The 20,600-nt window shown below is 65.5% G+C and carries 19 protein-coding genes; 7 read left to right on the forward strand and 12 right to left on the reverse strand.

All coding sequences use genetic code 11. From position 1 onward, the window contains the following. Positions 1 to 12 precede the first annotated feature (12 nt). On the reverse strand, positions 13 to 1,287 hold the full coding sequence (gene rho, locus ACOEQ1_RS15700) for a transcription termination factor Rho (protein ID WP_419760172.1): 1,275 nt from the start codon (positions 1,285 to 1,287) through the stop codon (positions 13 to 15). Positions 1,288 to 1,694: 407 nt separating this feature from the next. Here rho and adh point away from each other — a divergent pair, with 407 nt between their 5' ends. Continuing rightward, entirely contained in the window at positions 1,695 to 3,215 is a 1,521-nt protein-coding gene (gene adh, locus ACOEQ1_RS15705; protein ID WP_419760173.1) for an aldehyde dehydrogenase, read from the forward strand. 48 nt (positions 3,216 to 3,263) lie between these two features. Here the strand turns inward: adh and hemJ are convergent, their stop codons facing one another. Genes hemJ through hemE form a run of 4 tightly spaced genes read right to left on the reverse strand, consistent with a single transcriptional unit; the run spans position 3,264 to position 6,603 of the window. After that, the gene (hemJ, locus tag ACOEQ1_RS15710) at positions 3,264 to 3,704 is read right to left on the reverse strand and encodes a protoporphyrinogen oxidase HemJ (protein ID WP_419760174.1); all 441 of its coding nucleotides are present in this window, start codon (positions 3,702 to 3,704) and stop codon (positions 3,264 to 3,266) included. Positions 3,705 to 3,714: 10 nt separating this feature from the next. Further along, positions 3,715 to 4,434 carry an HAD family hydrolase gene (locus ACOEQ1_RS15715; RefSeq protein ID WP_419760175.1) on the reverse strand — a complete coding sequence of 240 codons (720 nt, stop codon included), beginning with the start codon at positions 4,432 to 4,434 and terminating at the stop codon, positions 3,715 to 3,717. Further along, positions 4,428 to 5,570 carry a ferrochelatase gene (gene hemH / locus ACOEQ1_RS15720; RefSeq protein ID WP_419760176.1) on the reverse strand — a complete coding sequence of 381 codons (1,143 nt, stop codon included), beginning with the start codon at positions 5,568 to 5,570 and terminating at the stop codon, positions 4,428 to 4,430. The genes ACOEQ1_RS15715 and hemH overlap by 7 nt, the downstream gene beginning before the upstream one ends. Before the next feature lies 1 nt (position 5,571). Further along, positions 5,572 to 6,603: a uroporphyrinogen decarboxylase gene (gene hemE, locus ACOEQ1_RS15725; RefSeq protein WP_419760177.1), complete on the reverse strand. Its 1,032-nt coding sequence runs from the start codon at positions 6,601 to 6,603 to the stop codon at positions 5,572 to 5,574. Between the two features lie 306 nt (positions 6,604 to 6,909). Here hemE and ACOEQ1_RS15730 point away from each other — a divergent pair, with 306 nt between their 5' ends. The 5 genes from ACOEQ1_RS15730 (at position 6,910) to ACOEQ1_RS15750 (ending at position 11,905) form a co-directional block, all read left to right on the forward strand. Then, positions 6,910 to 7,791, forward strand: a complete 882-nt coding sequence (locus ACOEQ1_RS15730; RefSeq protein WP_419760178.1) for a pyruvate, water dikinase regulatory protein — start codon at positions 6,910 to 6,912, stop codon at positions 7,789 to 7,791. 5 nt (positions 7,792 to 7,796) lie between these two features. After that, positions 7,797 to 8,291 (forward strand): RrF2 family transcriptional regulator, encoded by a 495-nt coding sequence (locus tag ACOEQ1_RS15735; RefSeq protein ID WP_419760179.1) that lies wholly within the window; start codon positions 7,797 to 7,799, stop codon positions 8,289 to 8,291. 116 nt (positions 8,292 to 8,407) lie between these two features. After that, on the forward strand, positions 8,408 to 9,850 hold the full coding sequence (locus tag ACOEQ1_RS15740; RefSeq protein ID WP_419760180.1) for an FAD/NAD(P)-binding protein: 1,443 nt from the start codon (positions 8,408 to 8,410) through the stop codon (positions 9,848 to 9,850). Positions 9,851 to 9,898: 48 nt separating this feature from the next. After that, positions 9,899 to 11,116, forward strand: coding sequence for an alpha/beta hydrolase family protein (locus ACOEQ1_RS15745; RefSeq protein WP_419760181.1), 1,218 nt, complete (start codon positions 9,899 to 9,901; stop codon positions 11,114 to 11,116). A 12-nt stretch (positions 11,117 to 11,128) separates the two neighbouring features. Then, positions 11,129 to 11,905: an NAD(P)-binding domain-containing protein gene (locus ACOEQ1_RS15750; protein ID WP_419760182.1), complete on the forward strand. Its 777-nt coding sequence runs from the start codon at positions 11,129 to 11,131 to the stop codon at positions 11,903 to 11,905. 1 nt (position 11,906) lies between these two features. Here the strand turns inward: ACOEQ1_RS15750 and ACOEQ1_RS15755 are convergent, their stop codons facing one another. From ACOEQ1_RS15755 to ACOEQ1_RS15780, 6 genes are read right to left on the reverse strand one after another with little or no spacing between them, the layout of a single operon-like run. Next, on the reverse strand, positions 11,907 to 12,917 hold the full coding sequence (locus ACOEQ1_RS15755) for a zinc-binding alcohol dehydrogenase family protein (RefSeq protein ID WP_419760183.1): 1,011 nt from the start codon (positions 12,915 to 12,917) through the stop codon (positions 11,907 to 11,909). Next, the gene (locus tag ACOEQ1_RS15760) at positions 12,917 to 13,906 is read right to left on the reverse strand and encodes an ABC transporter permease (RefSeq protein ID WP_419760184.1); all 990 of its coding nucleotides are present in this window, start codon (positions 13,904 to 13,906) and stop codon (positions 12,917 to 12,919) included. Before ACOEQ1_RS15760 ends, ACOEQ1_RS15755 begins: the two co-directional genes overlap by 1 nt. Continuing rightward, entirely contained in the window at positions 13,899 to 15,395 is a 1,497-nt protein-coding gene (locus tag ACOEQ1_RS15765) for a sugar ABC transporter ATP-binding protein (protein ID WP_419760185.1), read from the reverse strand. The genes ACOEQ1_RS15760 and ACOEQ1_RS15765 overlap by 8 nt, the downstream gene beginning before the upstream one ends. A gap of 7 nt (positions 15,396 to 15,402) precedes the next feature. Then, positions 15,403 to 16,362, reverse strand: a complete 960-nt coding sequence (locus tag ACOEQ1_RS15770) for an ABC transporter substrate-binding protein (RefSeq protein ID WP_419760186.1) — start codon at positions 16,360 to 16,362, stop codon at positions 15,403 to 15,405. Positions 16,363 to 16,404: 42 nt separating this feature from the next. Next, a complete protein-coding gene (locus ACOEQ1_RS15775; protein ID WP_419760187.1) occupies positions 16,405 to 17,181 on the reverse strand; it encodes an SDR family oxidoreductase in 777 nt (258 codons plus the stop codon). 12 nt (positions 17,182 to 17,193) lie between these two features. Further along, positions 17,194 to 18,564: an L-fuconate dehydratase gene (locus tag ACOEQ1_RS15780; RefSeq protein WP_419760188.1), complete on the reverse strand. Its 1,371-nt coding sequence runs from the start codon at positions 18,562 to 18,564 to the stop codon at positions 17,194 to 17,196. A gap of 100 nt (positions 18,565 to 18,664) precedes the next feature. On the opposite strand from ACOEQ1_RS15780, the gene ACOEQ1_RS15785 reads away from it, so the two are divergent. After that, entirely contained in the window at positions 18,665 to 19,417 is a 753-nt protein-coding gene (locus tag ACOEQ1_RS15785) for a FadR/GntR family transcriptional regulator (protein WP_419760189.1), read from the forward strand. A 1-nt stretch (position 19,418) separates the two neighbouring features. Here ACOEQ1_RS15785 and ACOEQ1_RS15790 read toward each other — a convergent pair whose 3' ends face one another. Beyond that, entirely contained in the window at positions 19,419 to 20,492 is a 1,074-nt protein-coding gene (locus tag ACOEQ1_RS15790; protein ID WP_419760190.1) for an acyltransferase family protein, read from the reverse strand. Positions 20,493 to 20,600: the final 108 nt, after the last annotated feature.

Consider the following 20,600-nt stretch of genomic DNA (forward strand, 5'->3'; position numbering starts at 1 on the left):
CCCCCGGGTCTTTCAGGTGTTCATGGCGTCGAAGAAGTCCTGGTTCGTCTTGCTGTACTTCAGCTTGTCGAGCAGGAACTCCATGCCGTCCGTCGAACCCATGGGGTTCAGAATCCGGCGCAGCACCCACATCTTGGAGAGCGTGCCACGCTCCACCAGCAGCTCTTCCTTGCGGGTGCCCGACTTGGTGATGTCGATCGCCGGGAAGGTCCGCTTGTCGGAGATCTTGCGGTCCAGGATGATCTCGGAGTTGCCGGTGCCCTTGAACTCTTCGAAGATGACTTCGTCCATGCGGCTGCCGGTATCGATCAGCGCCGTCGCGATGATCGTGAGGCTGCCGCCTTCCTCGATGTTGCGCGCCGCGCCGAAGAACCGCTTCGGCCGCTGCAGCGCGTTGCTGTCCACGCCGCCGGTCAGCACCTTGCCCGAACTCGGCACGACGGCGTTGTAGGCGCGGGCGAGGCGGGTGATGCTGTCGAGCAGGATGACGACGTGGCGCTTGTGCTCGACGAGCCGCTTGGCCTTCTCTAGCACCATTTCGGTGACCTGCACGTGGCGGGTCGCCGGCTCATCGAAGGTCGAGCTGATGACTTCGCCCTTCACGCTGCGGGCCATGTCCGTGACTTCTTCCGGCCGCTCGTCGATGAGCAGCACGATGAGGAAGATCTCGGGGTGGTTGTTGGAGATCGAGGTGGCGATGCTTTGCAGCATCACGGTCTTGCCGGTCCGGGGCGGCGCCACGATCAGCGCGCGCTGGCCTTTGCCGATCGGCGCGATGAGGTCGATTACCCGTGGCGTGTTGTCCTTCTGCATGCCCTTGGGCAGCGTCGGCGGATTCTCCATCTCCATCTTGAGCCGTTCTTGCGGGTAGAGCGGCGTCAGATTGTCGAAGTTGGTGCGGTGACGGACGGCCTCGGGCGGCTCGTAGTTGATGGTGTTGATCTTGAACATGGCGAAGTAGCGCTCGCCGTCCTTGGGGGCCCTGATTTGGCCTTCCACGCTGTCGCCGGTACGCAGGCTGAACCGGCGCACCTGATGTGGGCTTACGTAGATGTCATCCGGTCCCGGCAGGTAGTTGGACTGCGGGCTCCGCAGAAAGCCGAACCCGTCCGGCAGAATCTCCAGCGTGCCCTCGCCGTGAATCGCCTGATCGTTTTCTGCAAGGTTCTTGAGGATCGCGAACATCATTTCCTGCTTGCGCAGGGACGATGCGTTTTCGACCTGCAGCGACTCAGCGAGGCTGAGCAGGTCGGTCGGGGTTTTTGCTTTAAGCTCGGCGAGATGCATAGGGACGCCTTCGGGGGAGGATGCGAATCCGCCTTCGGGAAGGCCGGACCATCGGATGATGACGTTGTGGGGGTTGCGTGGGGGTGACCAGGGCGGACATTGATCGATCGGGTGGCAGGCGTAGCCCCGGCAAAGAGGAACGCCGCACAGCGGAGGGCAGAAACCCAGCCACTCAGACTAGCGTGGATTGGACCGGCAAGCGCCGCAAGTCAAGCCCTCTGACCACTGAAATCTCCTCGGACGACAGGCCCCAGCGGCGCACTTTAGAGTGATTGCGACTGACGGCCCCAGCCTGATAGCGTCGTTCACGCGCCCGGTCCTTTGATCTTCATCAAAGTCGGCACCGGACGAGTTAACTACTGTTTAAAATCAACGCAAACAACAAACGCGTTCGGGAGAGAAAAAAGATGGACCAACTGGCACCGAGTGGCCTGCTGCAAACACCCCCCTTCGCCAAACGCTACGAGAACTTCATCGGCGGCAAGTGGGTGGCGCCCGTCAACGGCCGCTACTTTGAAAACACCTCCTCGATCAACGGTCGGGTCATCTGCGAGGTCGCCCGCTCGGACAAGGACGACATCGAACTCGCCTTGAATGCCGCGCATGCAGCGAAGGACGCCTGGGGGCGAACCAGCGTCGGCGAGCGCTCGCAAATCCTCATGCGCATCGCCCAGGTCATGGAAGACAACCTCGACAAGCTCGCTTTGGTCGAGGCCTGGGACAACGGCAAGCCGATCCGGGAGACGACGGCGGCCGACCTGCCGCTGGCCGTTGACCATTTCCGCTATTTCGCCAGCGCCGTCCGCGCACAGGAAGGCGCGCTCAGCGAGATCGACCATGACACCGTGGCCTACCATTTCCATGAGCCGCTCGGCGTCGTCGGTCAGATCATCCCCTGGAACTTCCCTATCCTGATGGCCGTGTGGAAGCTCGCGCCCGCACTCGCCGCCGGCAACTGCGTCGTGCTGAAGCCCGCCGAGCAGACCCCGGCCAGCATCCTCGTGCTGGCGGAACTGATCGGCGACCTGCTGCCGCCGGGCGTGCTCAACATCGTCAGCGGCTTCGGCCTCGAAGCGGGCAAGCCCCTCGCCTCCAGCCCGCGCATCGCCAAGATCGCCTTCACCGGCGAGACGACGACCGGGCGGCTGATCATGCAGTATGCCAGCCAGAACCTCATCCCGGTGACGCTGGAACTCGGCGGCAAATCGCCCAACGTCTTCTTTGCCGACGTGGCGTCCGAGGATGACGACTTCTTCGACAAGGCCCTCGAAGGCTTCACCATGTTCGCGCTCAACCAGGGCGAGGTCTGCACCTGCCCGAGCCGCGCCCTGATCCACGAAAGCATCTACGACCGCTTCATGGAGCGCGCGGTGAAGCGCGTGCAGGCGATCGTCCAGGGCAATCCGCTCGACCCGACGACCATGCTCGGCGCCCAGGCCTCCTCGGAGCAGCTCGAGAAGATCCTGAGCTACATCGACATCGGACGTCAGGAAGGCGCGAAGGTTCTCACCGGCGGCGAGCGCAACGTGCTCGAGGGCGACCTCAAGGAAGGCTTCTACATGCAGCCGACCATCTTCCAGGGCCACAACAAGATGCGGGTCTTCCAGGAGGAAATCTTCGGGCCGGTCGTGTCCGTGACGACCTTCAAGACCGACGAAGAGGCGCTCAGCCTCGCCAACGACACGCTCTACGGTCTCGGAGCCGGCATCTGGACGCGCGACATCAATCGCGCCTACCGGTTCGGACGAGGCATCCAGGCGGGGCGCGTCTGGACCAACTGCTACCACGCCTACCCGGCGCACGCGGCCTTCGGCGGTTACAAGCAGTCCGGCATCGGCCGCGAGACGCACAAGATGATGCTCGACCACTACCAGCAGACCAAGAACATGCTGGTGAGCTACAGCCCGAAGAAGCTCGGCTTCTTCTGATCCGTCCAACCGGGGTGGCTCGCGCCACCCCGGTCCTCGGGCTTGATTTCAGAATGGCTTGACGATGACCATGATCACGATGACGACCATCAGGACCGTCGGAACCTCATTGGCCATGCGGTAGAAGCGCTCCGGCCGGCGGTTGCGGTCGTTGAGGAAATCCTTGCGCCATTTGGACGTGGCACCGTGGAAGCCGCTCAGCAGCACCACCGACACCAGCTTCACGTACCACCAGCCTTGGGTCCACAAGACGTGCCCCAGCGTGAGTAACAACAGGATCCCGAACACCCAGGTCGCGATCATCGCCGGCGTCATGATCTGCTTCAGCAGCCGGCGCTCCATGACCTTGAAGCGCTCGCTCTCCTTCGACCCGACAGCCACCTGGCAATGATACACGTAGAGGCGCGGCAGATAGAACAACGCCGCCATCCACGCGATCAGACTGATGAGGTGGAACGAAAGCACCCACGGATAAAGATGGATCAGCATGCCCCAGCCCTCAGCAGGCCTGGGCCATCGGCTTGCCGATGCCGAGAAGTGTCGGTAGCTCCGCCATATCCTTGAATACGCCGGCACCCTCGGCCGCGAGTTCGACGCCCGAGCCATGCGGGCTGAAACCGAGGCAGGTCATTCCCGCAAGCCGCGCCGCCCGCGAACCGGGGATGGAATCCTCGATCACCACGCATCGCGCGGGCGGCACACCGCCCGCCCCCGCCGCCGCTAAAAACAGATGCGGATCGGGCTTTCCGTTCAATCCGATGCGCGTCATGTCCTCGGCGCTGTGCTGACGTCCGCCGACCAGCTCCACCAAGCCCGTCCGAGCGAACTTCACCGCCATCTCGTTGTGGCTGGAGTTCGAGGCCACCCGCCATGGAATGCCGGCCTCCGTCAGACGCTCCAGCGCCTCGGCAGCACCCGGGATAGCCGACACATCCTCCGCCAGCGCCAGGATCATGGCGGCCGAGAAGTCCGTGGCGAACGCGCCCGGCACCGGCCGGCCGATCACCGCCTCGGTCTTCGCAATGATGTCCCGCAGCGACGTGCCCAGGAACACGGTTTCGCATTCCTCGGGCGAGATCATCCAGCCGATCCGCTGGAGTTCCCGGGACAGGACGATGCTGGCCACGCCCTCGCTGTCGATCAGCACGCCGTCGCAGTCGAAAATGACCAGCTCGATCGGTTGATCGCGCCTCGCCAGCACCTCACGAGCCGTCAACATACAGCGGTTTCGATCCTGGCGCGGTCGGCTGAGAAAGGATGCCCGGCACGGGCAAAGGGGCAGTCGCTGTGCCTCTCCGGGCAGGCGCGGCCGTCGCCCGCGCTGCAGAGCCCGGCACCGTGTTCGCGGGCCGCCCGAGCCAGATGGGCGAGCGCCGAGATGAACCCCGGATCGTCATTCTGCACCGGTGCCCGGAAGTAGCCCGGCACCCCGCTCTTCTCGGCGAGCTCACGATACTCCATGTCGAGTTCGACCAGCGTCTCGGAATGGTCCGAGACGAAGGCCACAGGCACCACCACGACGGCGCAACCGTCCCGCCCGGCCTCGACCACCGCCTCGTCCGTGCTCGGCCCCAGCCACTTCTGCGGCGTCGCGCGGGACTGGAAGCAGACAACGCCGTCGATCTCGGGGTCGCGCAGGAAGCGGCGCAACGAGGCAACGTAGGCCTCGATCTGGAACTGGTAGGGGTCGCCGCGGTCGACGATGGTCTGCGGCAGGCCATGAGCGGAGAACAGAACCCGGAGCGGCACCCCGGGCGGCAGCGCGGCGCGGGCTGCGTCTATAGTCGCCTGCACGATGTCGGCCGCGTTGGCCGCGATCCGGTCGTCATTGAACCAGCAGCAGAGCGTGGTGGTGGTCGCGACGAGATCGACGCGGGCCGCGGCCTCTCGCCACGCGCTCAGGGAACTCCCCGTCGTCGTGGTGGAGAAATGAGGGTAGAGCGGCAGCAACAACACCTCATCCGGTGCCCAGTCGCGCACCGCGCGCGCCGTAGCGTCGCTGAAGGGGTGCCAGTAGCGCATGGCGATGAAGCATCTCACATCCCAGTCCGGCGTCAGACTGGCCTCCAGAGCCACCGCCTGCTTCTGGGTGAGCGGCAGCAGCGGCGACCCTCCGCCCATGAGGCGGTAGTTCTCGCGGGCGGCCGGTACCCGGCGGTAGGCGATCAGCCGGGCGAGGAACGGCCGGATGAACGGCGGCACGCGCAGGATGGCCGGGTCGGTGAACAGGTTGAGCAGGAACGGTTTCACCGCCTCCTGATTGTCCGGTCCGCCGAGGTTGAACAGCACGACCGCGATCCTCGGGCGTTTGCCAACCGCCAGCGTGTCGGGGGCCGAGCCGGCATAGATGTCCACCTCAGCGGCCCCGCACCAGATCGACCAGCGCCGCGACGTGGGCAGGCGGTGTCGGCGGCATCACGCCGTGGCCAAGGTTGAAGACGAAGGGGCGATTGTTCATGGCGTCGAGGATAGCACGCGCTTCCCGTTCCATCACCTCCCCTCCCTGCAGGAGGGCGAAGGGATCGAGATTGCCCTGCAGCCCGGTCGCCTCGGGCACCAGCCGGCGCACCACGCGCGGGTCGGCCGCCGTGTCCATGCCGACGGTGCCGACGCCCGCTTGCTCCGCATAGGCCGCGATCATCGTTCCGGCCAGACGGGGAAAGCCAATCATTGGAACGCCGGGGTGACGCTGGCCGATGGCGGCAGCGATCCGCGCCGCCGGTCCGATCACGTGCCGCTCGAAGCCTGTGGGGGAAAGCAGCCCGGCCCAGCTGTCGAAGAGCATCACGGCCTCGGCGCCCGCCGCGATCTGCGCCGAGAGGTAGTCGATGCTGGTCTCGGTGAGCACCGCGATGAGCTGGTCGAACGTCCCGGGGCTGGCCGCCGCCATCCGGCGCGTCTCCGCGAACTCCTTCGAGCCGCCGCCTTCGATCATGTAGCAGGCGACGGTGAACGGGGCGCCTACGAAGCCTATCAAGGCGGTTTCGGGATGCTTCTGCGCCAGCTCGGACCGGATCAGGCCGATGGTTTCGAGTACTGGCGCCACCCTGTCGAGAAAGCGTGACTTATCAAGCGCCAGCACTTCGTCCACAGCCCTGAGCGGGGTCAGCCTGGGCCCATGCCCTTCGGTGAAGGTGAGGTCGCGGCCGAGCGCCCACGGCAGGATGAGAATGTCGCTGAACAGGATGGCTCCGTCCATGCCGAACCGGCGGATGGGCTGCAGCGTCGCGTCGGCAGCTCTTTTCGGATCCAGACAGAAGCTCACAAAATCCGGCGTTTCGGCCCGCAACTGGCGGTATTCGGGCAGATAACGGCCCGCCTGGCGCATCAGCCAGATTGGTGGCGGCCAGACAGCGTCCCCACCGAGCGCCTGCAGCAGTCTTTTCACATCCGTCCCCAAGAAGCCCCGAGTTCCCTAACATGTCTTAAGAAGATCTAGGAATTGTGAGATGGTAGATGGGCCGGTGAAACCTGGGGTACCCCGCGCGCCCTCACTCCATCCCCAGACTTGTCCACAGCCCTAAATTGGTTACCGCGCTGTTTTTTCTAAACAGTCCGTTAACTTCATGGTCGCCGGGCTGCGACGCGCTTCGTCTTCCACATGACACGCTCACGGTCTGCTTATCCCCGCTCCCAGGGGTGACTCTCACAATCGCCCCTCCCTTGTCCCCGGTAATCCCGATATGGTTCCGACATGTCCACACACCGGCTCAACCTCCATCTCGTCTCCGATGCGACCGGCGAAACCCTTAACGCGATCGTCCGCGCGACGACCGTCCAGTTCGAGCATCTCACCATCATGCCGCACCGCTGGAGCCTGATCCGGACGCGGTTTCAGCTGCACCGTGTGCTGGATGGGCTGCAGACCGAGCCTGGGCCAGTGCTGTCGAGCCTCGTGGACAAGGCGCTGCGGAGCGAACTCGATATGGCCTGCGCCAAGCTCGGCGTGCCGATCGTGCATGTGCTCGATCAGGTCATGTCGATGCTGCAGGACCATGTCGGCGAGCAGGCCGCTGCCCGCCCCGGGCGGCAATACACGCTGGACGCCGACTATTTCCGGCGCATCGACGCCATTCATTATGTTCTCGCCCATGATGATGGCCAGGCGCAGGCCGGCATTGCCGAAGCCGACGTGGTGCTGGTGGGCGTCTCCCGTTCCTCGAAGACGCCGACGTCCTTCTATCTGGCGAACCGGGGCATCAAGGCCGGCAACATCCCGCTGGTGCCCGGCATCGCGTTGCCGCCGGCGCTCGACAGTCCGAACTGTCCCGTCGTCGGGCTGACGCTCGATCCGCAGGCGCTCATCGACATCCGCCGCCACCGGCTGCGTATGCTCGGCACCAGCACCGTGGGCCACCACGACAGCGGCGAATACACGGACCAGGAGGCGGTGACGGCCGAGTTGCTGTGGGCCAAGCGGCTGTGCACCAGCCGGGGCTGGCCGGTGATCGACGTGAGCCGGCGCTCGATAGAGGAGACGGCGGCAACCATCATCCAGCTCATCGACGCCTGGCGGGAGCGTCAGCGGAAGGCGGCCGAAGCGCGCAAGCAGGCGGCAGCGCTTCCCCCGGCTTAAGTCGCATGCTCTCCAGCCGCGCCAAATATGCTTTACGGGCGGCCCTGGTTCTGGCCGAGGCGCAGCCGGCTGGCCGCTGGACCAGCGCGCAAACGATTGCCGAGCGCAGCAACACTCCGCGAAAGTTCCTCGAGGCCATCCTCGTTCAGCTTCGGGACGAGGGGGTGATCGAGAGCCGGCGGGGCCCTGTCGGCGGCCACAAGCTACTGAGGCCCGCTGATCAGGTGACGGTCGCGGACGTGATCCGCATCATCGACGGGCCTATCGCGTTGACCCCCTGCGCCAGCCGCACGCAGACCGGTGTCTGCCGGGACTGTCCCGATCGCCGGAGCTGCCAGCTGACGCAGTTGATGCAGCGCGTCCGAGATGCTGCCGCCGGTGTTCTGGAAGGATGTTCTCTGGCTGATCTCAATCAGCCGCCAAACTTGGCGAAAGATGTTGGCCATATCCAGGGAAACGGGATTCCGGACGGTATTTTTCCTGGCTTGCCGCGCGTGTGACGGCACCGGGCTTGGTCGATAAATCTCCGCTGCGTGTGGAGACGGCGCTCGCCATTCATGTCTATGGTTTATCTATCGACGCCTCGGCTATGGCAGGCGCGACCCGGAGGAACAGGATGACCCAACAGACCATCGCCGTCGTCGGCGCCGGGTTCAGCGGCACCCTGCTGGCGCTGCATCTCATGCGGCAGTGTTCACCGAACGTCCGCATCCTGCTCACCGAACGCAACGAGCAATTTGGCCGCGGCGCCGCCTACTCCACTGGGAATTCCTCGCATCTGCTGAATGTGCCCGCCAGCCGGATGAGCGCCTTTCAGTCTCGGCCGGACGATTTTCTTGATTGGCTGCGAACCCTCCCGCCCGAGGAACGCGGCGGGATCGAGCCGTCCCCCGGCACCTTCGTGCCGCGCAGCATATTCGGGCGCTACATCGAGGACCTGCTCGCTTCCGAGATGAGATCCGCGGTGCATTGCGGGCGGGTCGACCTTATGCGGGGCGATGTGGCCGACATCGATACCCGATCCGGTGGACTGACCCTGACCTTGGCGGATGGGACGGAGATTCCCGTCGACCGTGCCGTCCTGGCAATCGGCAATTTCCCGCCGTCGCCACCTCCGGTCGCCGACCTGAGCTTCTACGATACGGCCGCCTATCGCCCCGACCCCTGGGCCTCGGACCTGCTCGACGGGCTCCATGCCGACGCCCCGGTTCTTCTGATCGGCACCGGCCTCACGACTGTCGACACGGTCGTGTCCCTGCTCGACCGCGGGCACCATGGCCCCATCATCGCCTTGTCCCGGAGGGGGTTGCTCCCTCACAATCACCTCAAGGGTCCATCAAAAACGGAGCTGCCGGAGAATGAGCACCTGCCGACACGGGTGAATGCGCTGGCGCGGTTTCTACGGACGCGCAGCCTCGAGGCGGACGCCGCAGGCGGGTGTTGGCAGGCGGTGATCGACGAACTCCGGCCGCTGACGACCGACATCTGGCAGACGATGACCCCGGCAGACCGCACGCGGTTCCTCCGCCATATGCGCCCCTGGTGGGATACTCACCGCCATCGCATCTCCGGGCCGGTGGCCGCGCGGATCGCGGCGGCGCGGGATACGGGCCAGCTCACCATTATGGCCGGCCGCATCCGCGCCTATGCCCCTGGTGAGGATGGGCTGGTCGAAGTCAGCTACCTGCCGCGTTTCAAGGAGACGCTGGCATCGGTTCGCGTGGCCCGCGTCGTCAACTGTTCGGGACCGGAGAGCGACTTCGGGCGCATCCGTGACCCTCTCGTGCGGCGTCTGCTCGACAAGGGCCTGGTCCGGCCCGACCCGCTCTCTCTCGGCCTGGACGTGACGCAGAACTGCGCGTTGCTGGATCGCGACGGCGCGATCTCCCGCCGGCTTTTCGCCGTGGGGCCGGTCACCAAAGGCACCTTCTGGGAGATGACGGCGGTGCCCGACATCCGTCAGCAGGCGGAGTTCCTCGCCGGGCAGCTGGCGGCGCTGGTGCGGCCGCCGGCCCCCTCTCCGGCGGCGGCGGTCTCGGACGTCGCTTGGTCCATCTGAAGCCGACCGTTCGAGCCAGTCCACGCGCGTCAGGCAACGGCAGCGGTCATGTCACCTCTTTTCCAGGATGAGCTGCACGAGGATTTCGGCACCTGGCCGCTCGCCGATATCCCCTATGGAGGGGCCGACTTCGGCGAGGTGCAGGCGGTTGCCGAGGCGGTCGGCGACGGCGACGACGCCGCCTACTATGACGCTTGGAACGCGGCGGGCGACCGGCTCCGCGCGGAAGCCGACGCGGTGCTGCGTCGCGGTCATGTGCCGAGTGCCCGGGCGCTCTATCTCCGCGCGAGCGTCTTCCACGCGACGTCGTTCCACCCGCTCTATGGGGCGCCTGCCGATCCGCGTCTCCTCGCCGCATTTCGCAGTCAGGTGGCAGCGCTGGATGCCGGGCTCGCCCTCGGCCCTTTTCCGGTCCATCCGGCGCGAATTCCCTTCGGCGCGACGCCCTTGCCCGCCTATCTCATCCCGGCCCAAGGCTTCGAGAGCGAGGTGCGGCCGCTCATCATCTTCAACAACGGCTACGATGCCACCATCACCGACATGTACTTCGCCTCGGCGGTCGCGGCGTCCCGGCGCGGCTATCACTGCCTCCTGTTCGACGGTCCCGGGCAGGGCGCGATGCTGTACGAGCACGGCATCCCGCTGCGTCCGGACTGGGACGTCGTCATCAGGTCGGTGGTCGATTTCGCCTGCGCGCAACCCATGGTGGACACAAGGCGCATCGCGCTCAGCGGCTGGAGCCTCGGCGGGCACCTCGCCCCTCGCGGTGCTGCCGGTGAGGCGCGGATCGCGGCGCTCATCGCCGATCCCGGCACCTGGAGCATCGCGGACGGCTTCCGGGATGTCGTCGTGCGCATGTTCGGCATTGCGCCCGAGGCCGCCATCGATCTCGGCGCGCTGGACCAGTCGCTCATCGACCGCCTCGACAGCACCATCCGGGGCGATCGCCACCTCAACTGGAAGATCGTCCAGCGCGGCTTCTGGGTGCATGGCGTGGACAATCTTCGGGCCTACCTCGCCTCGGCCGAGATGTTCACGCTGCGAGGGCACGCCGGACGCATCGAGTGCCCGACATTGGTGACGACGGCGGAGCACGATCCCCTCTCGGCAGGCGCGGGTCTATTGATGGACGCTCTACGTTGCCCGAAGACGTTGATGCGGTTCACCGCCGGGGAAGGCGCTGGCGGCCACTGCTCGATGGGCAACCGGTCGCTGCTCAATCAACGCGTGCTGGACTGGCTCGACGAACAATTCGCTCCAACCTGAGGACGGACGACGATGACGACGCTTGGTTTTGTCGGGACCGGCACCTTGGCCGAAGCGGTGATCCGGGGGCTACAGCAGACCGAGGCGACCCAGCATCGCTTTCTCCTCTCGCCAAGATCCGAGGAGAAATCCCGGGCGCTTGCCGCCGCCTACGCCAACACGAGCCGCGCGGAGAGCAACGGGGCGGTGGTCGCCAACAGCGACATCGTGCTGCTTGGCGTCCTCCCCAAGCAGATCGGGCTGCTCGGTGACCTCCCCTTTCGCGAAGACCAGATCGTTGTCAGTTTCCTGGCGGGCGTGTCGGTGGAGGTTGTGCGCGCCAGCGTACGACCCGCGAAGCGCGTGGTGCGGATGATCCCGCTGCCCTGCATCGAATACGGCAAGGGCCCGATCCTCATGACGCCTGCCGATCCGGCGGTGGAGGCGCTGTTCGGACCCGTCGGGGAGCTCGTCATTCCCGACCGGGAGAGCGACCTCGACACCATCAGCATCGCCAGCGGCCTGATGTCGGCTCACTTCCAGATGCAGAACACCGTGGTGGACTGGCTTCGGGCACGGGGAATTTCCGACGGGCAATCCTCGGGATTTGTGCGTTCGCTTTATATCGGACTTGGCGAGCTGGCGCTCAGGGATGAACGGCGAGGCGGCTCGCTCCCGCCTGAGCATTACGAGACGAAGGGCGGCCTCAACGAGACTGCCCGGGCCTATCTCAAGAGTGTCGGCTGGTTTGACGAGATGGCCCGCGTGATGGACGTGGTCGACACGCATCGCAAGACGCTGGCGAAGTAGTTCAGACTTCGAGGATCGCCTTGATGACGCCGGCCTGCGGGGTGCTCCAGATCGGCATGATTTCCGGCGCATCGCTCATCGGCGCGCGATGCGACGCCAGAGACGCCGTCGGCACGGCGCCCGCCTCGATCTGGCGCATGACCTCGGCGAAATCCTCGGGCAGTGCGTTGCGGCTGGCGAGCAGCGTCGTCTCCCGCTTGTGGAACTCGGGGTCCGGGAAGGCGATATCGTCCTGCACGATGCTGAGCAGCGTGTAGCGGCCGCCATGGCCGACGAAGGACAGGCCGCGCTTGATCGACGGCAGATGTCCTGTGGCGTCGATCACGACGTCGAAGAACTCGCCCTCCGTCAGTGACGACAATTCGGTAGCGGCATCCGCCGAGGCCGTGACGGTTGCCGCCGCGCCGAGCGTGCTGCGCGCGAACTCCAGCCGGTCGGCGCGCAGGTCCATGACGGTGACGGAGGCTCCGCGGGCGCGCGCGAAGATCAGCGCCGCCATGCCGATCGGCCCCGCGCCGACGACGAGCACGCTGTCCTCTGGCGTAATTTCGGCCCGGCGCACGCCGTGTGCGCCGATGGCGAGGAACTCCACCATCGCCGCCTGATCGAGCGAGAGGTTCGGCGCCGGGATGACGTTGGAGACGGGCACGGCGAGGTATTCCGCCATGCCGCCGTCCTGATGGACCCCAAGCACGCTGATGCGCCGGCAGCAGTTGGTGAGGCCGCGGCGGCAGGCGCGACAGGTGCCGCAGCTGAGGTAGGGCACGACGACGACGGTCATGCCGGGCGGGAGGCCGCTGCCGGCTGGCGCTTCCACAACCTCGGCACCCAGTTCGTGCCCCATGACGCGTGGGTAGTTCAGGTAGGGCTGGTTGCCGCCGAGGATGTGATAATCGGTGCCGCAAATGCCGACACGGCGGATGCGCAGTAGCGCCTCGCCTCCCGCTGGTCTGGGGTCGGGGCGCTCGATCAGGCTGAGCGTGCCGGGCCTGTCGCAAAGGATGGCCCTCATCAGCGCGTCTTCCGGCGACGAAGCTGGTCGAAGTAGACAATCACGATGATCAGCAGACCGGTGATGATGCCCTGCCAGAAGGGGTTCACGTTCAGCAGGTTGGCGCCGTTGTTGATGGTCGTCAGCAGCATCGCGCCGAGTAACGGTCCGATCACGCTGCCAACCGCGCCGAACAGGCTCGCGCCGCCGATGACGGAGGAGGCGATGCTCTGCAGCTCCCAGCCCTGGCCTGTCGTCGCAATGCCGATGCCGATCCGCGACGCCACCAGCACGCCGACGACGGACGCCAGCAAAGCCGACACGATGTAGGCGAGGTAGATCGTGCGGTTGACCGAGACGCCGGAAAGCCGTGCTGCCTCCGGATTGCTCCCGACCGCGAAGAGGTAGCGGCCCCAGCGGCTCCGGTGCAGCAGGAAGTAGCAGGGGATCGCAATGAGGATCACGATGATGAAGAGGTTCGGAACACCGAGCGTGCGGTGGCTCGAAAACAGGATGAAGTTGAGCGGCAGCCCGCCGATGGTCTGACCGTCGGTGATGAGCAGCCCGAAGCTGCGCAGCGCGGTCATGGTCGCGAGCGTCATGATGAAGGGCGGCAGCCGCAGGTTGACGATGCCGAAGGCGTTGATCGCGCCGAGAGCGATGCCGATGAGGAGCGTGATGACGATCGAAGCCCAGATCGGCACGCCGCCCGCCAGCATCATGGCGATGATCGTGCTGGTGAGGCCGACGACCGCGCCCACCGACAGATCGATGCCCGCGGTGATGATGACGAAGGTCTGTCCGACCGCCATGATCGACCACATCGAATCCTGGCGCAGCAGGTTCTCGAAGTTCCCGAAGGTCGCGAAGCTGTCCGTCGAGACCGACAGCGCGAGCCACAGAACCACCAGCAAAGCCAGCAGCGTGAGATTGAGCAGGAAACCGAAGCGGTGGCTTTTCAGAGCCGCGCGCTTGGGCGCCGGTAGAGCGGCCGCACTGGTATCAGACACCGATGGCCTCCGAGAGGATGGTTTCGGGATGGGCGGCCTTCGCCTCGTGGCTCGCGACGATCGTGCCACGGCTGAAGACATGCAGCCGGTCGCTGAGGTCGTAAACCTCGGGAAGATACGACGAAATCAGGATGATGCCGGCGCCCGCCTTCAGCAGGGCCGCGAACACCTTGTAGATCTCGACCTTGGTGCCGACGTCGACCCCGACTGTCGGCTCGTCGAAGATGAAAAGCTCGGCGCCATGGTTCAGCCATTTGCCGACGACGATCTTCTGCTGGTTCCCGCCCGAGAGCGTGGCGGCCGGAACGGAGGCCGAAGCTGCGACGATACGGAGGTCGGCGATCTGCTTTGCCGCGTCCCGCCTCTCCGCACGGGTGTCGATGAGGCCCATCGGACTGATGCGGCTGAACACGGGCAGGTTGAGGTTGAAGCCGACGCCCATGTTCAGGCAGAGGCCCTGGTCGCGCCGGCTTTCCGGTACCAGCGCGATACCGCGTTCGATCGCGTCGCTCTCGTGCCGGATGACGGCGATCTCGCCTTTCAGCTTGACCTCGCCGGCAGTCCGCCTGGTGCGGCCGAACAGGCATTGGACGAATTCGCTGCGGCCAGCGCCGACAAGGCCGTAAAGCCCGACGACCTCGCCCCGGCGCACCGTCAACGAGACATCATGGAAGCCGGGACCGCTAAGGCCCGTCACCTCGAGCAGCATGTCGCCGGTGGGGATGTGTTCCTTGTAGTGCACCTCCTCGATGGTGCGGGCGACCATGTCGCGGATGAGTTCGCGCTCGTTGGTTTCCGCCACGACATGCGTCGCGACCTTCTGCCCGTCCCGGAGGACGGAAACGCGGTCGGCGAGCTGGAAGATCTCCTCCATGCGGTGGCTGATATAGACGATGGTGACGCCTTCCGCGTTGAGCCGGCGGATGAGCTTGAACAGTTTGTCCGTGTCCTGCCGCGTCAGATAGGCCGTCGGCTCGTCGAAGATGAGGAATTTGACGCCACGGGCGGCCGCCCGCGCCGTTGCCACCAGCTGCTGCTGGCCGATGGCGAGGTCGCCCAGGACGGCGCCGGCCGGCAGATCGAAGCCGAGATCGTCGAGCAGGCGCTGGGCCTCGGCGACCATGGCACGGTCCCGGAGAAGCCCGCCGTTGGTGCGCTCGTCGCCGAGGAAGATATTCGCGGCTACCGTGAGGTGGGTGCAGAGCACCACCTCCTGATGGACCGCGTTGATGCCGAGGCTGATGGCTTCCAGGGGGGAGGCGAGCGCGACCTCTTTTCCTTGGAACAGGATCGTGCCCGCCGTGCGGATATGCGCGCCGGTCAGAATTTTGATGAGCGTGGATTTGCCCGCGCCGTTCTCGCCGACGATGGCGTGGATTTCGCCCTCCCGGAACGTCAGGTCGACCTGCTTCAGGGCGTGGGTGCCGAGGAAGCGCTTGTCGACCTGGCGCAGCTCCAGGATCGGCGTATCGGGCGCGAGATTGTCCACGCGTTTCTCAGACCTTCGGGTTCAGCAGGGCCTGGGCGCGCGGCGTGTTGAGGTTGGCCGCGGTGATCGCCGTCACGCCGGTGTCGATCGACTTCGGCACCGCCTCGCCCTTGCTGGCCTTCAGGGCAATCTGCACGCCCTCATAGCCCATCCGATACGGGTCCTGAACGATCAGCGAATAGATCACGCCGCTCTTGAGGTCCGCGACCAGGTTCTTGTCGCTGTCGAAGCCGACCAGGGTGAGCGTCTTGTTGCCAGATTCCGAAAGCGCCTGGCTGGCACCTTCCACCATCTGCAGGTTGCTGGCGAAGACGCCGACGAGATGCGGATGCGCCGTCATGAGGTCGGTCATGATGTTGAGGCCCGTGGTCGGCTGGCCGTCGGCGATCCGGTTGGCGATGATCTTGATGTTCGGATACTTGGCGGCGATCTCCGACTTGAAGCCGGCGGCGCGCTGATCGAGCGAACCGACGCCCGGCAACGAGGTGATGATGGCGACCTCGCCCGCGGCCTTGCCCGTCTTCTCGATGATGCCCTGCGCCATCGTGTCCGCGGCCACCTTGCCGCCGGTGACGTTGTTGGTCGAGAGGAACGAGGTCCAGGCCGTCGTGTTGGCGGCGCTGTCGATGCCGATGATCTTGGTGTTCGCCGCGGCGGCGGTGATGGGCGCGCCGAGCGCCGTGTACTGAGTGGGTGCGATCACGATCGCGGCGGGGTTCTCGGACTCGGCGTTCTCAAGCGCGGTGATCTGGCCGGAAATGTCGGCCTCGCTCTGCGCGCCGAGCTCCGGCACCTTGATGTGCAGTTCCTTGCCCGCTTCGCGCGCGCCGGCCAGCACGATCTGCCAATACTGAGACGTCGTGTCCTTCACGATCACGGGGATCGTCTGCGCATGGGCTGGAGCGTTCCAGGCAACGAGCGCCGTCAGCAGGGTTGCCGCCATCAGGGTCTTGGTGAGCGTCTTCATCGGAGTTCCTCGGTTTTTTATGGAAGATCGGGCAGGTTGGATTCAGGTCAGGGCACGATCCAGATGAACGTAGCCTCCGTCTGGAATGAGCCATTGGCCTGTGGTGTGGGAGGCACGATCGGACAGGAGAAACACCGTTGTCGCGGCTATCTCCTCGCCTGTCGTCATTCGCGCGCCGAGCGGTATCTTGGCGGTGATGCGCTCAAGTTTCGCTTCCGGCTCGGGAAATGTCTTCAACCAGCGGTCATAGAGCGGCGTCATGACCTCGGCGGGCAGCACGGCGTTGACGCGAATACCGTCGGCCAGCAGCGAGGCCGCCCATTCACGCGTGAGACCGAGTTGCCCGGCCTTGGAGGCCGCGTAGCCGCTGGTATCGCCCTGGCCGGTCAATGCCGTCTTGGACGAGATGTTGACGATGCTGCCGCGGCTCCGGCGCAGATGCGGCAGACAGTAGTGGGCCATGGTGTAGCAATGGGTCAGGTTGCGGCGGACCGACTGCTCGAAGGCGGCAACGCCCGCTTCAAGCCCGATGCCGTCGTTCACCCCGGCATTGTTGACAAGGCCGTCGATGCGCCCAAAGCGCTCCGCCGTCTCAGCGATGGCGGCGGCGCAGGCGGCTTCGTCCGTCAATTCGACCGACAGGAAGCAGGCCTCGGGCCGCAGCGCCTGCAACGTCTCGATGAAGCCGGCAGGCGGCGCGGTGCGGCCGAAGACGACGGGAATGGCACCCTCCTCGGCGAGCGTCGTCGAGATCGCCGCCCCGATGCCTGAGGCGCCGCCGGTCACGATCACCACATGGTCGCGAAGTCCAAGGTCCAATTGTCGCGCTCCTTAGCCGCGGAATTCGTACTGCGCGAGCGATTCCGGGCGCATGGTGATGGAGAAGCCGGGATTTTTCGGCGGCAGGTAGGCGGCGTCGAGCACCTCGCACGGGTCGACGAAATGCTCGTGCAGGTGATCGACATACTCGATCACCCGGTCCTCCATCGTCCCCGAGATGACGAGATAGTCGATCATCGAGAGGTGCTGGACGTATTCGCACAGGCCGACGCCGCCGGCATGAGGGCAGACCGGCAGCTTGTAGCGCGCGGCCATGAGCATGATGGCGAGGATCTCGTTGACGCCGCCGACGCGGCAGCTGTCGATCTGCACGATGTCGATGGCCTCGCGCATGATGAACTGCTTGAAGAGGATGCGGTTCTGGCACATCTCGCCGGTCGCGATCTTGATCGGCGCTGCGCCCGCGCGGATGGCGCGATGCCCCTCCACGTCGTCGGGGCTGGTTGGCTCCTCGATGAACCACGGGTTGGCGAATTTGAGCCGGTCGAGCCAGGCGATCGCCTGATCGACCTCCCACACCTGGTTGGCGTCGATCATGAGGCGGCGGTCCGGCCCCATCACCTGCCGCACGATGCTCAGACGGCGGATGTCGTCGTCGAGATCGTGACCGACCTTGAGCTTTATGTGGTTGAACCCGTTCTCGACCGCGAGGTGGGCAAGCCGCTCGAGTTTTTCGTCGCTATAGCCGAGCCAGCCGGCCGAGGTGGTGTAGCAAGGGTAGCCGTGGGCATTCAGATAATCCCGGCGCCGGGCCTTGCCGCGGGCGGCATCGGTGAGGAAGTCGATCGCCTCCTCCGGCTTGATGCAATCGGTGATGTAGCGGAAGTCGATCGCGCGGACGAGTTCGTCCGGGCCCATGTCGGAGACGAGGCGCCAGAGAGGCTTGCCCTCGGCCTTGGCCCAGAGATCCCAGACGGCGTTGACGACCGCACCGGTGGCGAGGCCGATAGCCCCCTTGTCCGGCCCGATCCAGCGCAGCTGGCTGTCCCCGGTCACGTGCCGCCAGAAGCGGCCCGGGTTTTCGCGGATCCAGTCGAGTTCCAGACCGACGACACGGCCGGTCAGCGCGCGAATGGCGGCGCAGACGATCTCGTTGCCGCGGCCGATTGTGAAGGTGAGGCCATGGCCCTGCAGGCCGTCCGTGTCGGTATCCAGGATCACGTAGGCGGCTGAATAATCCGGGTCGGGGTTCATGGCGTCCGACCCATCGAGCTTGGCTGAGGTCGGGAACCGGACGTCGATCGTGCGAAGGCCCGTGATGCGGGTCACCGGCTCGTCCAGCCCAAACTCGTCGTGAAGGCGCGTCCGCCGCGAAGCGTCATGCCCAACTCCTCCCATCCCGCCGTTTGTCGGCGTTATCAAACCCGAAATCCCTGAAGAAAGGACTAATGGCCGGACCACTTGCGATGTGTTGTAGTGCGATCGTGAAGGCGTGCCAAGTGGAACGAACGGGTAGAAGAGAATGGCGCTGGAAGCCATCCAAAGCAGGCGGCTTTATAGCCAGATCGCAGATCGGCTCTGCGACCTGATCCGGCGTGGCGACTACCCGCCGGGCAGCTACCTTCCTTCCGAGCGGGAACTGGCGGCGACCCTCGAGGTCAGCCGGTCCTCCGTGCGGGAGGCGCTGATCGCGATGGAGGTACTGGGGCTGGTCACTGTACGCGTCGGGGCGGGCGTCGCGGTGCTGCGGGTGCCGGACGACGCCGCGGGCGCCGACGTCATGGACCGGGTGATGCGGATGAGCCAGTCGGGCCCGGACCCGGAGTTGCCGGTGACGCTCGATCTTTCGCTGGAGATCCCGCCGTTCTCCCTGTTGCAGGCCCGGCGTCTGGTGGAGCCGGAGACGGCGGCGCTGGCGGCGGAGAATGCCTCGCCGGCTCAGATCGACGGTCTGCGCGCGGCGTTCGAGCGTAACCTGCGGGACAACCGGGAAGGGTCGCGCACTAATCCAGGCGACCGGCAGTTCCACATCGGAATCGCGCAGGCGAGCGGCAATCCGGCCTACGAGATGCTGATGACGCTGCTGCTCGGGCACCGGTACGGGGCGATGTTCCAGCGGCTGCAAGGCCTTTACACGCCCGAGGACATGCCGTTCCGCTCGGAGCAGGAACACTGGGAGATCCTGAAGGCGATCGTGGCGCGTGACACAGAGGCGGCACGGAGCCGGATGGCGTTGCACCTGGATGCCGTCATCGCGATCTTCGCGCGGGAGTAGCCTAGGCTAGAACCGCGGAGGCCAGAGCTGCGGGTCGCCTTGCCAATCGCCGCGCATGTTTTTCGAGGCAGTGCCATGAGGCGGCTCCCGCGATCCAGGACAGGATCACGGCCGTGAGCGCCATCCGGTAAGGTCCGAAGCCCGGACGGTAATGGCGGGTCAGTTGCTCTATGGGCCAGCCGTAGACGTAGATGCCGTAGGAATAATCCTCCACCCACGCCGGCAGCGGCAGCTTGCGGGCGAAGCCCAGCATCATCACCCCGTAGGCGATGAACCCTCCGGCAAAGAGTTCGAAATTGGGACCGCCCGCCGACAGGTAGGTTGCGAGCAACATGAGACCGAGCAGACCCCAGCTCATGGGCACGTCTGCCCGGTTGACATAGAAAAGAGCGCCGATCGCGAAGAACGCCGCGATGCTCAGGTTCCCGCTATACGTGCCGAGGAACGGCAGGCGGCCGGGCAGGACGATCCCGATCAGCACGAGGCCAAGGATCGCCACATTGGCGGCTTGCCTGTGCGCCAAGATCCCGGCCGCGCCAAGGATGGCGACGAGGAGGTACAGCCGGACTTCCGCGAACAGGGTCCAGATGCTCCCGTTGACGACGGTGCCGTACGTTTTGCTGACGGTGAGAACGACGCCCGGCAGATCGGACTGGGCATACAGGAAGAGCCCGTTCGCCTTCAGATACTGCCAGCTCTCCGGCGATGTCAGGAACTGGCGGAGCGGCAGCGTGGTCATGCACGCTCCCAGAAGCAGCATGAGCAAGAGGCAAAGCCAGAAGGCGGGAACGATGCGCATGAAGCGGGCCATGAGAAACGCACCCAGGTCGCGGCGCTTGTCGTAGCTGCCGACCACCATGTAGCCGCTGATGACGAAAAAGATGCTGACGCCGACATCCCCCGAATAGCGGTAATGGGCGTAGCGGGAGATCACCTCGATGCAGCTCGCGCAGGGGGCGCCGAGTGCGAAAGCGTGGCCGTAAATCACCAGAGAGGCTGCCGTCAGCCTGAGAACCAGGAAATTGTTCGTTTTGTCGCTCTGACGGATTTTCGACAGATACGCCAGACTGACCACGTGCCGGACGCTCCCGTTGCTACATCGATACTAATGGGCGCCTGTGGAGAAGTCTATCGAGCCCAGTCGTCTCGGGCAGCACCTTGCGGGACGGAGGCGGTGGCGCGA

The sequence above is a fragment of the Acidisoma sp. genome (assembly GCF_965199065.1).
Lineage (GTDB): Bacteria > Pseudomonadota > Alphaproteobacteria > Acetobacterales > Acetobacteraceae > Acidisoma.